The sequence below is a fragment of the Pedobacter chinensis genome, from assembly GCF_003339865.1.
GTDB classification, from domain to species: Bacteria; Bacteroidota; Bacteroidia; order Sphingobacteriales; family Sphingobacteriaceae; genus Pedobacter; species Pedobacter chinensis.
In genome coordinates this window covers 13,746-27,511 of record NZ_QPKV01000018.1, presented here as the reverse complement: position 1 = coordinate 27,511, position 13,766 = coordinate 13,746, and the positions used below count along the sequence as shown (strand labels likewise).

Genomic DNA, 13,766 nt, shown 5'->3' with positions numbered 1-13,766 from the left:
TTTGTGCGATTATCTTATCGGCGATAACCAATATAACGCTGGTTGTTCGGTAAGCCACCGACCAGGGAGTAGGATAAAGTAATAGATTTATTTGAAGCTTAAAAGATTAATCGTAATATAATTAAAGGGTAATCTGAGGGGATAAGTTGCTTATTTGTAATAACTATGGTATTTTAGCCGATTGAAAATCATTTAATAACTGTGAAAAAAATCCTTATTACTGGTGGTGCGGGCTTTATTGGCTCTCATGTAGTCCGCCGATTTGTAAATAGCTACCCTAATTACGAAATTGTTAATCTTGATAAGTTAACCTATGCTGGTAATCTGGCTAATTTAACTGATATTGAGCATAAACCTAATTACAAATTTGTAAAAGAAGACATAACAGATGCAGACGCAATTAATCAGTTGTTCAGGAACGAAAATTTTGATGCAGTGATTCATTTAGCAGCAGAAAGTCACGTGGATCGATCAATTACCGATCCAACAGCCTTTGTGATGACCAATGTGATCGGAACAGTAAATTTATTGAATGCAGCGCGTGAATACTGGAAAGGCAGTTATGATCAAAAACGTTTCTATCATGTGAGTACAGATGAGGTATACGGTGCTTTAGGAGAAGAGGGAATGTTCACTGAAACTACCGCTTACGATCCGCATAGTCCTTATTCTGCTTCAAAAGCAAGTTCTGATCATTTTGTACGGGCTTATCATGATACTTATGGAATGGATTGTGTGATCTCTAACTGTTCTAACAACTATGGTTCCCACCATTTTCCTGAAAAATTAATTCCATTGGCAATTAATAACATTAAAAACAATAAACCCGTTCCGGTATACGGAAAAGGAGAGAATGTTCGTGACTGGTTATGGGTAGAAGATCATGCCCGTGCCATTGATGTGATTTTTCATCATGCCAAAACAGGCGATACCTATAATATTGGTGGTCACAATGAGTGGAAAAACATCGATCTCATTAATTTGTTGTGTAATATCATGGATCAGAAGCTCGGTCGTGAGGCTGGGGAATCTGCAAAATTAATTACCTATGTAACTGACCGGGCAGGGCATGATTTACGTTATGCGATTGATTCAACGAAATTGCAGAAAGAATTGGATTGGGTACCTAGTTTGCAGTTTGAGGAAGGGCTTGCAAAAACAGTGGATTGGTATCTTCAAAATGAAGAATGGTTAAACAATGTAACCTCTGGAAATTACCAATCGTATTATGAACAACAATACAGCAATAAATAATGGAAATTGAGCAGACGGGTTTAAAAGATTGCATGATTATCAAACCAAGAGTTTTCGAAGATCCGAGAGGATACTTTTTTGAAAGCTTTAATAAACAAACATTTGAAGAAAAAACAGGTTTATCTGGAGATTTTGTTCAGGATAATCAATCTTTCTCTTCGTATGGCGTAATCAGAGGCTTACATGCACAAACCGGAGCATTTGCTCAGGCTAAATTGGTAAGGGTTACCAAAGGTGAAGTATTGGATGTGGCAGTGGATGCCCGTCCGGGTTCTCCAACCTATGGCAAACATGTCGCCATCCGTTTAAGTGCAGAAAATAAATTGCAATTATACATTCCAAGAGGTTTTGTGCATGGATTTTCAGTATTGAGTGAAACTGCAGAATTTTTGTATAAATGTGATAACTTTTTCAATAAAGCTTCAGAAACAGGGGTGATCTATAATGATACAGATCTTAATATTAACTGGCTCATTCCTGACGAAAAGCAGTCTGTTTCAGACAAAGATTTACTTCTAAAGCCATTTTCTTTATTACATGAGCAGTAAAATATTAATCATAGGTGCAGGTGGACAATTGGGACAATGTTTAAAAACAGTCGCACAACGCCGAGACATCACAGAGATTGTTTTTCCAGCGGAGGCAGATGCTAATATTCTGAACCAGGCGGGATTGGAATCGCTGTTGCAACAGGAAAAACCAGCTTTTGTAATCAACTGCGCTGCTTATACAGCGGTAGATAAAGCAGAGGATGAAGCTGATTTAGCTAAAGCAGTTAACGAAACAGGGGCAGCTAACCTGGCCTTAGCTTGCGCATCAAATCAAGCCACCCTTATTCATATTTCCACTGATTTCGTGTTTGAAGGAAATGCAGTTAAACTATTAACTGAAGATGATGATGCTCATCCCATTAATGTTTATGGGCAAACAAAACTGGATGGAGAAAAGGCGGTAACTGCATTGCTTAAAGAACATTTCATCATTCGTACAAGCTGGTTATACTCTGAATACGCTAACAACTTTGTGAAAACGATGCTAAAGTTAGGTGCTGAAAGAGACGAATTAAACATTATTGCCGATCAGGTTGGAACACCAACTTATGCCATTGACCTGGCAAATGCAGTTTTCGATATTATTGCATCAGATTCAAAAGCTTTTGGACTTTACCATTACAGCAATGAAGGAGTAACTTCGTGGTTTGATTTTGCGAGGGCCGTATTTGATATCAGCGAAACACAGGTTAAAGTCAATCCAATTCCCGGGTCAGCTTATCCAACAAAGGCCGTTCGTCCTGCCTTTTCAGTGATGGATAAAAATAAAATAAAAAGTACATTTAACTTAATCATCCCTTATTGGAGAGATAGTTTGGTGGCATGTATTGATAAAATAAAAAGTTTAACGGTTTAAATTATTTAAACTGTTGAGAATAAATTGTAGATATTGTTCAAATAAATCATTATGCGAATAGCGGTTTGAACAATTAACCGATTAAACTTAATAACATGAAAGGTATAATCCTAGCTGGTGGAAGCGGAACACGCTTGCATCCATTAACCCTTGCTTGTAGCAAACAAATGATGCCGGTTTACGATAAACCGATGATCTATTACCCGTTGTCAACATTAATGCTGGCCGGTATAAAGGAAATCCTGATTATATCCACCCCACACGACCTGCCTAATTTTGAAAAATTATTGGGCGATGGTTCGTCGCTCGGTTGTAAGTTCAGTTATGCCGTACAGGCTGAACCTAATGGTTTGGCACAGGCTTTTGTAATCGGCGAAGCATTTATTGGCCAGGATAAAGTGGCTTTAGTATTGGGTGATAACATCTTCCATGGAGATGGTATGGCAAAGTTATTACAGGCGAGCGCCAATCCGGAAGGCGGGGTAGTGTTTGCTTACCAGGTTTCTGATCCGGAGCGTTACGGTGTGGTTGAGTTTGATGAAAATAAAAAAGCAATCTCCATAGAGGAGAAGCCGGTTTTACCAAAATCTGATTACGCTGTTCCGGGATTATATTTTTATGATAATGAGGTTGTAGAAATTGCAAAGAATATCAAACCATCTCCGCGTGGAGAGTATGAAATCACTGATGTCAATCGCGTTTATCTGGAGCGTGGGAAACTAAAGGTTGGCGTATTGAGTCGTGGAACGGCCTGGTTAGATACCGGAACCTTTGCTTCATTAATGCAGGCAGGTCAGTTTGTGCAGATTATTGAGGAGCGGCAAGGTTTAAAGATTGGTTGTATTGAAGAGATTGCTTATCGCATGGGTTTCATTACCGCTGAAGAACTTAAGGCAATTGCAACACCACTGGTAAAAAGTGGTTATGGCAGTTATTTATTGAAGCTGATTAAATAAGATATAAATCCCGATTTTTCATCGGGATTTTTTTTGTCTAAATAATTTTATAGATGTAATTGCAGTTGTTTTTTATATCTGTTCCATGTATAAGTCGTCATTGCAATGACGTTTTTCGGCCATGCATTTATCTACAGCTGCTTTTCGGTTGTTTTCCTTTTCCCAGGAAGACCGGCCCTTCGCTTAAAGCTGTTTACTCTATAGGTTTTTTTCAAGCGATTTATGCCCTTTATTCTCGTGATCACGGCATGATATCGTAAAATAATCAAAGACCACAACAAACTGGATAGCATGTACCAAAGGCCATCGTTTATAATCGCGAAGATTAATAAAATGAGATTGAGCACCAACATCCCCCATAGGAGGTACCATTTACCAGAACGATTGTTCAACATATCAAATCCATTAAAGGTTCAAATTATATATTTAAAGGGCAGAATCTGGATTATAAATCCAGATCGGCCACACTTTTCAAAAGGTCTCTTTATGAATGAAAGAATTTACACGGGCGCCACTACTTCAGTGATTTTAAAAACCTTTAAGCCTCCGGGTACTTTCCATTTTACGGTTTCGCCTTTTCTAAAGCCAATTAAGGCTGCGGCGATCGGTGTAAGTACAGAGATTTTCTTTTCTTTAATATTTGCATACTGAGGCAATACAATGCTCAACTCCATTACCTGGCCAGTTTGTTCTTCTGTTATCCAGACTCTTGAATTTAACCTGATGGCATGGGGAGGAAAAGCCTCATTTTTGATAATGACGGCCCGGCTGAGTTCTGCCGATAGCGACATTTCTGCTTCCGGCTGTTTCAACTTGCTGAAATGAGGTTTAAGCAGATTGTAGTCTTCTTCGGGAATGATAACTGGATTTTTTTCGTTTAAATTCATAGCTATTATATTGATGTTTCATGATTTAAATGGCTGAAATTTTTACAGCTTCAAAAAACAAAAGGATATTACTGATCTTTTACAGCACTTACCGTTGAGGCTAAGCCTTAAAAGAAGCAATAGTAAGACTCAAACCTCATAGTATCTTCCCGCAGCGCTGAAAAAACAGATGGCGTGAAATCACACCTCCATGCAAGCAGGAAATAAAAATGTTTTAAGAAATTGCTGTTTAAAACCCCAGGCCCGGAATCGTTTTGTTTTTTAAAGGCTTGGGGCCAGATTATCAAAATCCTTGAAGGAAGAGATATAGAATAATCTGTTGCAGAAAGCGACTGATTTTACTGAAAAAAGGCATAAAGCATTACCAGAATATTCCTGAAAAGAAATCTTATGGTTTTTTAGGGCTATATGGATGATGTTATTTTTCAATTATTTCAAACATAGGCTTTATCATCGGTGTTCCCAAATCTTTTTTAAATTCTTATCTCTGATCGGCGGTGCAATGATGATTAGAATACTTACGATGGGACAGATCGCATTGGGGATGGATCGTTAATTTCGGTTGGTGTAACACAACCGATAGGCTCAACGGCTTATGCATTTGGAGGGAAGCCATCTTTCAATGATCCAACTAGAATACTTGGTAAAACAGATTGCTTCTTCATTCCCCCGCATGACGGTTTATGGAATAACATCGTCATTCTGAACGCAGTAAAGAATCTCTTATTGAAAAGCTACAGGAGCAGCATTAAACTTTAACAAGCATTAAAGCACGAAGGGTAATATTGGAATATTGGCACCTTGAAATCATGTTGCATCATGGCATAACTTTAATGATGCCTTCCATGCAGTTTAAGCTGCTTTGCCGGATAATATGGTGGCTTACCAAGGATCAGATCTCTTCTGAACTTTCAGGTAATTTATCATATTCGCCTTTCCAGGCATAAAAGCCAAAAATCATTAAGCCCAGGCTGATGGGCAAAAAGATGAAAAGTATAATGCCCCATTGCAAAATGGTATTTGTTCTTTCAATATCAGTATGTGCCAAACCAACTTTATCCACTGCCTGAATAAACAGAAATGTCATTGCCAATGGACCTAAAACCATCCAGATCAATCCTAAAAATTTCTTTAACGCGTTCATCATTAAAATATTTAATCGTTAATATTTTCGTCTCTTTTATTGGATAGGTAAACCGTGCCGATAATTAAACTGAGCGCAGCAATTCCAATCGGATACCACAACCCTGATAATGGTGTAGAACCCGCAAAACTGGCAATCAAAGTGGCAATAAACGGAACCAAACCTCCAAACACTCCATTACCGATATGATAAGGTAACGACATGGAAGTATACCTGATTTTAGTTGGGAAAAGCTCCACCAAAAATGCAGCAATTGGTCCGTAAACCATCGTGACCAATAAAATCTGAAAGAAGATCAAACCCACAAATTTCCAGAATAGCGGAGTCGGTAAAACTTTATCCTTTATCATTTCCATGGCAGGCAATAATCCATTTTTTTGAGAGATGGTGTCTACCTGAACTTTGTTAAAAGAAGCACCATTTTTCAAGATGACTTTTGTGGTTGAGGTATAAAGGCTATCATTTGTGCCCGCTATTAATTCATGCTTAACATTGGGCATCATATAAACAGCCTCGGTTAAGTTCATTTTAGATACATCGGTATCATCCAGAAAGATCTGATAGATTGGCCGGTAGAATATAATGCCCAATAACATGCCACTCAGCATAATCCATTTTCGGCCTACCCGATCACTCCAGGCACCAAATACCACAAAAAATGGCGTGGCAAAAGCAATTCCCCAAAGTAAAATATAGCGCGAATCGTTAAAATCCAACTTACAAGTGTTTTCTAAAAATGATTGCGCATAAAACTGTCCGGTATACCAAATCACACCTTGCCCCATAGTTGCCCCGAAAAGCGCCAGTAACACCATTTTAAAGTTTCCCTTATTGTTAAAACTTTCTTTGAGTGGATTTTTAGAAACATTTCCTTCAGCCTTTAATTTTGAAAACATGGGCGATTCATGCATCTTCATTCGAATGTAAATCGAAACCACCACCAGTAATATTGATAATAAAAAAGGAATTCTCCAGCCCCAATCGCCAAATGCCTCGGCCCCCAAAATATTTTTTGTGATTACGATTATGCCTAATGAAAGAAATAATCCGAGTGTGGCCGTTGTTTGAATCCAGCTGGTAAAAAATCCTCTTTTATTTTTTGGTGCATGTTCGGCAACATAGGTAGCCGCACCTCCATATTCCCCACCAAGTGCCAAACCCTGAATTAAACGCAAAATCAAAACTAAAATCGGCGCAGCATAACCAATGCTTTTAAAGGATGGGATAAGGCCAATTAAAAAGGTAGACCCTCCCATTAAAACCAATGTTAAAAGAAAAGTATATTTTCGTCCGATTAAATCTCCCAGGCGCCCAAAAACCAAAGCGCCGAATGGCCTGACAATAAATCCCGCTGCAAAAATTGCCAGGGTATTTATTAATGCCGAGGCACCAGCATCTTCAGGAAAAAGCTGATGGCCAATAATGACTGCAAGACTGCCGAAAATGTAAAAATCGTACCATTCTATTAGTGTGCCCAATGATGATGCACCTATAACCTTGAAAATATTGTTCTTTGGTAAACTTTCGCTCATGTGAGATTAGGAATATTTGGTTTCACAATATAAACATTTGCATGACAATCAGCAACCTGCACTGTTTGTCATTAAATTTGTTACCTTGATCAAACATTTCTGCTTTTGTTTTGTATTTTCATTTCCAGATAAAAATTATGCTTTTAATACAAAACATCAGACTCAGTAGAATTTTAAGAAATACCTGGCAGGTTGACCTGATCATGATCGCATCATGTACAGCTGCCTACTTTGTTAGGGAATATTTAATTGCCCATCATTTTATTATTCCCTCCATTATACCCACAGTTTTAGGTACCGCGATTGCTTTTTTTATTGGTTTTAACAATAACCAGGCTTATGATAGATGGTGGGAGGGGAGGAAAATTTGGGGAGCATTGGTTAATGATTCCCGATCATTTGCCAGAGCACTGATCAATTATGTTGATGGAGACGGTATCACTGCCAAAAGAATGATCAGCCGGCACATCGCCTTTCTTTATGCATTGAAAGCAAATTTACGTGGAACTGTTGATGGAATTTATGTGAAATATTTAACCGAAGCCGATTTAAAGGAAATTGAAAAACATACGAATATTCATAATGCAATCTTAAATATTCAATCGAGAGATTTACAAAAATTATCGAAGGCCAATCACATTGATGGCTTCAGATTCATTGAAATCAACGAGATGTTAACCAGGTTTTCGGATTCGATGGGAATGAGTGAACGAATCAAAAACACCATTTTTCCAACAACCTATACTTATTTAACCAAGGTTTTTATTTGGCTCTTTGTGGTTACTTTTACGCTGGTAATTAGTCAGGATGCAGGAATTGCGTCGATATTCCTGGGTTGGTTAATCGGTTTCGTTTTCGTGTCCACTCAAATTAACGGAATGAGCCTGGTCAACCCTTTTGAAAATAACTCAGCGGGTGTTCCATTGAATCAAATTACCAGAACCATTGAAATCAATCTTTTACAGATGCTGGAAGAAGATGATATTCCAGAGCCTGTTAAACCTATAAATAACGAATATGTTCTTTAATGTTCAGTGCGTCTAAGCTGACTTTAAATTCAACCGAAACAGAATGGAATAAAAATTTCTAAAATAGAATGATCTAATCGATTTCCTATTCGTGCTCTGTTTTGGCCGTATAACGGGAAATATGCCAAATTAAGTCTTTGGCATATTTTTGAGTTCCACAGGATTTTTGCTGTTCTTTTTCATTTTTAGGTTTAGCATTTCAACCAGTACCGAGAATGCCATGGCGAAATAAACATAACCTTTAGGGATATGCTGGTCTAATCCTTCTGCAAGCAAGGAAACGCCGATTAACAGCAAAAATGATAATGCCAGCATTTTTACAGTTGGATGTTTGTTAACGAAGCCGCTAATTGAACCTGCAGAGATCATCATAATAATAACTGCAATAACCACTGCCGCTATCATGATTTCGATGTGTTCTGCCATGCCAACCGCAGTAATAACCGAATCGAGAGAGAATACAATATCTAAAATCAATATTTGAAATATTGTTGCCCAAAAAGAATGAACTTTTGCTTTGCCGCCTTCCTCTTCTTCACCTTCTAATTTATTGTGAATTTCGTGTGTGCTTTTATAAATTAAAAATAAGCCCCCGATAATTAAAATCAAATCGCGGCCAGATATGGCCAGTTTTTCATACCAGTCTCCATCATTAATTCCCACCCAGCTTCCTATGTTGAATAAGGGAGAAGTAAGCGTCATAATCCAGCTCAAAGAAAGCAACAGCAAAACCCTCGTGATCATGGCCAAACCTAAACCCAGCTGGCGTGCTTTCTTTTGTTGGTTTTCGGGCAATTTGCCGGAAAGAATGGATATGAAAACGATGTTATCAATGCCCAAAACGATTTCAAGAACCGTTAATGTTAATAGTGAGATCCAGGCTTCTGGAGTACTTAAGAAATCCATATATAATTTTTATCTGATAAACGAAGATATAAAAAAAGGTGCTTGATTTATGGAACCAGATTTAATGAAATTAGTTTGGGTTTACTTAAAAAACCTGAAATCCTGCTTATATTTCAAAAATCTTTATTTACTCTTCTCTTCTTCGACTTTTAGCTTTTCCTCAAACAAAGCGATTTAGGTTAATTTATCATTTATAATAAAAAATTTGCGCAGCATAAGTGTATTTTTCCTTCCTTTCCAATAATTCCTGTACTGCTCATTTAATTGGTACATATAAGATACAGAAAGATTTTCTTGGATAAATATAAAAAAAGTCCTGCCCAATTAGGGAAGACGATTCAGTTTGTTTGGTTAAGAATAACTACTTAATCTTTTTACGGAGATAGTCAAGCGCGCTATCTATAGTAGCATCTTTTTTATTAAGATAATCCTTTAATGTAGGGATCACTTCAATATCAGGTTTAACCCCATACCCAACAAATTCTCTACCATCCGGGTAAGTATCTTTTTTAGTGCACACTCTTGCCATTCCACCACCTGGTAAATCAAACAAATAAGGCTGCCCCGTGCTACCAAAAGAGTTTTGCCCTATTTTAATCATATGCTTTTGGTTATCGGCGTAAATCAAAAAATCCTCTGCTGCGGATGCGGTGTTGTGCCCTATTAAAAGAGCGGTTGGTATTACAATTCTTTTTTCTTTTAATTTATTTTTAAGAGGAGAATAATCAATATCATAGTAATAATTATCCTGATAGGTAAGCAGTGCTTTTTTATTCCAGGCATTCTTAACGGTATCTTTAGGGCTGGTGTATTTCCCCCAGGCCTTAAATGCAGAATTCAGTTGTCTGGTCGAATATCGCGAGCCATAAAGCAGGCTATCATTTGTTAAGTACTTTAAGATATAACTACCAATACTCGTGCTCCCGCCTCCATTATTCCTCAGGTCTACAATAAGTGCTTTTGCCTTATAAAGCTCAGGAAGTTTGGTAAGGAATAAAGAATCTATTTTTTCATCACCAAAAGAATTAAGTGCTACATAAGCGATATCATTTGGATACCATTTAAAATCCAATAATTGCGATTCAGGCGGAAAGGCAGGATAAACCTCCTTTTCTTCTGTTGTTTTATGAATCAGATTTAAAGTAACGATATCGCCTTTAGGTTTTCTTATTTTAATGATGAATTCTTCCCCTTCCAATCCCTGTAATAATCTGGACTTGCTCCAATCTTCTAAAACGTAGCTGGTTGATGAGGAAATATATGGCGCAACGTTTTCGGCAATATAATTTTTTGTGGTTTTGCCATTTACCTCAATAACCTCACTGCCAATGGGAATTTCTTCTTTTTTACTAAGATTAACCCTGGTAATGATGGCCTTGCCTTCAATATTTTCTATAAATAGACGATAATTGCCAAACATGGTGTTTAATGGCTCGAAATCCTTACCGGAGGGCATATAAACATTCGTATGTCCATCATTTAATAATGCACAAAACTTCTGCATTTCGCGATAATATTCATAGTCGGTTTTGGTTTCAGGTACAGTGTTAATCAGTGCTTTGTAAGTACTGTCCCATTTAACTCTGTCAACTTTATTAAGGTAAACAAAGTTGTAGTTTACTTCCTGCCAAAATTTAGACAAGCCATAAATTTTATCAGATTTTGTGAGTTTGTTCGATTGGGCCATTAAAGCCATCGGAAAAAGCAATAGTACTATAATTTTCTTCATATTGATTTATTCGGTTTATTTAGCACTTCATGATTTTCAATATTTATACCAATGTATAAAAACAGGCTCTTTTAATTCAAAAAAGCATTTGTAAAATAATAATTGTTCATAAATGAACAATGTTATCCGTTTTCGAACACTGGTTTCATAAAAAAGTCTCACCAATTACGGTGAGACGATTCTGTTTGTTTGATTTGGAAAATCTTATTTAAAGGTTACTGAACCATATTCTGTTTTAATATTCACGTTCGCAACGCCACCGCTACCAATTTTACCTGAATATTTTTTGTTCTCGTCATCTTTACTTACCAGGTTTGATGTAACATTAGCACCATATTTAAAACCAGCATAAGAAGTTGAAAGATTAAAATTTCCATTGAAACGATCAGCGAAACCCAATCCTACAGTTACATATTCGCCGCTGAAAGTGAAGTTCTTACAAGCTGGTGTAATTTCATTCACGGTTAACCTGTTATAATCCATGTTGATGTTTGCATCGCCATTTAGCGCACCAAGTGTTACATTTGAGTATTCTGCATTCACGGCAATTTTACCAGCGGAAGCAATATTTAAATCTCCATAGGCCTGTTTTACAACCGTGTTACCTTTAACGGTATTGACATTTACTTTTGCATATTCTGCATTTAACAATAAGTTCCCGCCTATGGTACCTACTGTTAAGCCTTTGCCATATTGAATTTTAATATCAGCAGATTTTCTGATGGTGTTGATATTTACACCAACGTATTGAGCATTCAGCTCTAAAGTTCCGACAGAGCCAATGGTTACCGGACCATTATATTCATGTTTTACTACCGCAGCATTTAAATCCTGAATATCACATTTGCCATATTGTACATTAATGTAGTTATTGGCATTGCTTAAATTGCCTGCAACCAGATTCCCGTATTGAATTTTTAATGATGTTGGCCCGGAGAAATTGCCCAATTCTACATTGCCATATTGCTGAAGAACAGTTAGTGGATTTACTGAAGGCATGTAAACAATATAGTTAATCTTAACTTCTCTTCTCCAGGTGGTTACGCCGTTTCTCACACTTCTACCCCAACGCCCATTTCTATTACCCAAATTAGTTTTAATAGAAACCGCATCGCCACTTTTATTCGCATCGATGTTTACATCATCAATTAGTTTCTGCGCATCGCTATCTGAATTGCTGTACGCCTTAATATCAATATCTACCCGAACCTCTTTTTTATCCCAGTTTTTAATGATGATGGAACCATATTGATTGTTAAGATTCACCTTATCACTGTTATCAACACTAAAACTTTTGGTAAAAGTTTTTGATCGTTCAGCATCAGCTCCTGATTGAACATCCTGATTTACAGTAATATTTCCAACTCCTACTGTAACTGTGTTTGAGGCATATGTATTTGATGAATTTATGCTTACAGCTTGTTGTGCATAAGTTTTTACGGCAATGAAAGCCATAAAGGCCAAAAATATTTTAATTGTTTTCATTTTCTGTTAATTGTTAAACATTTAATAGCTTAACCTGCCGACCGGTTTTGCTTTTAAATGTGGTGAGCGCATTTTTATTTTATTAGTATCAGATTATGCAATACATTCTGGCATTCCATTTTGATCTTTATACTTTTAGCTTTCCAGCTTAAATCTGATTTACTTTTTTATAATCGTCTACCTGATTGATGATTAGTAATTGTTGCCTTAATAATTGTAATTGAATTTCACGGTTCTTAACCATCGCTTTAACCACAAAAGTTTGATTAGGCGACTTCGGAAGCTCTGATTTCAATCGTTCATATTCTTCATCAAGCTTAGCTAAATCTGCTGTGAATTTTTTATAAAGCTCAGGGTTTGCTGAAGCAAAAATGGCCAGGCTATCTCTTTTTTCGGTAATTAAGCCTGCAAAATGAACTTCTTTTTTAGCGTATGCTGCGTTTACATCAGCGATTTCTAAATCGCTGTTTTGCAATTTTCCTGCGTATAGCCAGGTTAAACCGAAAACAATTACGATAGTTGCTGCTGCACTTATCCATAAGTACAGCTTTATTGGCTTTTTTTTATTTTTTGCTTCCTGCTCCTTTTTAGCATCTAATTCCTTCTCAATCTTAGCCCAAAGCCCCGCTGGTGGCTCCATTATATCAAAAGCCTTACGGTTTTCTTTAACAAAAGTTTCTAACCTGTTATTCATCTCTCATCCCTTTCTGTTCTAAAATACTTTTTAGTTTTTTCTTCGCCCTCATATATTGTGTGCGACTTGTATTTTCACTTATTTTTAAAATGTGCGCAATCTCTTCATGATCATAACCTTCCAGTAAATACAAACTCAAAACCACTCTATAACCATCAGGCAGTTCGGTAATGGCCTTTCTAATTTCTTCTGCCTGTAAATGAACTTCGTATTCATCGGCATTAATCTCATCAGGAATTTCAGAAATTTCATCTGTTCCAACAAATTCAAACTTGCGTTTACGTAAATAATTAATGGATTTATTAATTACAATTTGTTTTAACCAAAGTCCAAAAGTAGTTTCTTGTCTAAAATCCACAATTCTGGTAAAAGCATCCAAAAAGGATTCCTGCAAAACATCTTCAGCCTCTTCTTCATAATTTAGAATACGCAAGGCCACATTATACATCGCCCTGGCATATAGCTTGTACAATTCAAACTGCGCTGCCCGACTGCCTTGTATGCACGCCTTTACTAACTCTAAGTTTTTATCTACGTAAACGGTTTCCAAAATTTTGAATATTCTGCTAATAAGACATACAGGATTTTAAAACGTTGCATCAAGGTAGAAAAAAAATCAAAAAGACATCCATTTAGATTTTTTGGTGATCTGAGTCGACTTGCCATCTTGCTGACTGGTCAGGTTAAAAGGCTGAGCATTTACATGAGAAATATTACATGAAATGTTATCATTTTTAATGTTGA

Annotated in this window: 13 protein-coding genes; 5 read left to right on the top strand and 8 right to left on the bottom strand. The window is 36.9% G+C overall.

Features of this window, described 5'->3' with window-relative positions:
- The first annotated feature begins 201 nt into the window (after nt 1-201).
- From rfbB to rfbA, 4 genes are all read left to right on the top strand, one after another.
- The gene (gene rfbB / locus DU508_RS23400) at nt 202-1,254 is read left to right on the top strand and encodes a dTDP-glucose 4,6-dehydratase (protein WP_115405094.1); all 1,053 of its coding nucleotides are present in this window, start codon (nt 202-204) and stop codon (nt 1,252-1,254) included.
- On the top strand, nt 1,254-1,802 hold the full coding sequence (gene rfbC / locus DU508_RS23395) for a dTDP-4-dehydrorhamnose 3,5-epimerase (protein WP_115405093.1): 549 nt from the start codon (nt 1,254-1,256) through the stop codon (nt 1,800-1,802). Before rfbB ends, rfbC begins: the two co-directional genes overlap by 1 nt.
- Nucleotides 1,792-2,661 (top strand): dTDP-4-dehydrorhamnose reductase, encoded by an 870-nt coding sequence (rfbD, locus tag DU508_RS23390; protein ID WP_115405092.1) that lies wholly within the window; start codon nt 1,792-1,794, stop codon nt 2,659-2,661. The genes rfbC and rfbD overlap by 11 nt, the downstream gene beginning before the upstream one ends.
- A 95-nt stretch (nt 2,662-2,756) precedes the next feature.
- Nucleotides 2,757-3,617, top strand: coding sequence for a glucose-1-phosphate thymidylyltransferase RfbA (rfbA, locus tag DU508_RS23385; RefSeq protein WP_115405091.1), 861 nt, complete (start codon nt 2,757-2,759; stop codon nt 3,615-3,617).
- 500 nt (nt 3,618-4,117) lie between these two features.
- On the opposite strand, the gene DU508_RS23380 is transcribed toward rfbA, so the two are convergent.
- From DU508_RS23380 to DU508_RS23370, 3 genes are all read right to left on the bottom strand, one after another.
- Nucleotides 4,118-4,504, bottom strand: a complete 387-nt coding sequence (locus tag DU508_RS23380; protein WP_115405090.1) for a GreA/GreB family elongation factor — start codon at nt 4,502-4,504, stop codon at nt 4,118-4,120.
- 892 nt (nt 4,505-5,396) lie between these two features.
- Nucleotides 5,397-5,651, bottom strand: coding sequence for a DUF6814 family protein (locus tag DU508_RS23375; protein ID WP_233509719.1), 255 nt, complete (start codon nt 5,649-5,651; stop codon nt 5,397-5,399).
- A gap of 8 nt (nt 5,652-5,659) precedes the next feature.
- Nucleotides 5,660-7,180, bottom strand: a complete 1,521-nt coding sequence (locus DU508_RS23370; protein WP_115405088.1) for an MFS transporter — start codon at nt 7,178-7,180, stop codon at nt 5,660-5,662.
- Nucleotides 7,181-7,317: 137 nt separating this feature from the next.
- On the opposite strand from DU508_RS23370, the gene DU508_RS23365 reads away from it, so the two are divergent.
- Nucleotides 7,318-8,208 carry a bestrophin family protein gene (locus tag DU508_RS23365; RefSeq protein ID WP_115405087.1) on the top strand — a complete coding sequence of 297 codons (891 nt, stop codon included), beginning with the start codon at nt 7,318-7,320 and terminating at the stop codon, nt 8,206-8,208.
- 129 nt (nt 8,209-8,337) lie between these two features.
- On the opposite strand, the gene DU508_RS23360 is transcribed toward DU508_RS23365, so the two are convergent.
- From DU508_RS23360 to DU508_RS23340, 5 genes are all read right to left on the bottom strand, one after another.
- Complete coding sequence (locus tag DU508_RS23360) at nt 8,338-9,114, bottom strand: TerC family protein (RefSeq protein WP_115405086.1); 777 nt, start codon at nt 9,112-9,114, stop codon at nt 8,338-8,340.
- Between the two features lie 361 nt (nt 9,115-9,475).
- A complete protein-coding gene (locus DU508_RS23355; protein WP_115405085.1) occupies nt 9,476-10,843 on the bottom strand; it encodes a S41 family peptidase in 1,368 nt (455 codons plus the stop codon).
- 204 nt (nt 10,844-11,047) lie between these two features.
- Complete coding sequence (locus DU508_RS23350; RefSeq protein WP_233509718.1) at nt 11,048-12,328, bottom strand: hypothetical protein; 1,281 nt, start codon at nt 12,326-12,328, stop codon at nt 11,048-11,050.
- A 148-nt stretch (nt 12,329-12,476) separates the two neighbouring features.
- Nucleotides 12,477-13,022, bottom strand: a complete 546-nt coding sequence (locus DU508_RS23345; protein WP_233509717.1) for a hypothetical protein — start codon at nt 13,020-13,022, stop codon at nt 12,477-12,479.
- On the bottom strand, nt 13,015-13,572 hold the full coding sequence (locus DU508_RS23340; protein ID WP_199562775.1) for an RNA polymerase sigma factor: 558 nt from the start codon (nt 13,570-13,572) through the stop codon (nt 13,015-13,017). Before DU508_RS23340 ends, DU508_RS23345 begins: the two co-directional genes overlap by 8 nt.
- Nucleotides 13,573-13,766: the final 194 nt, after the last annotated feature.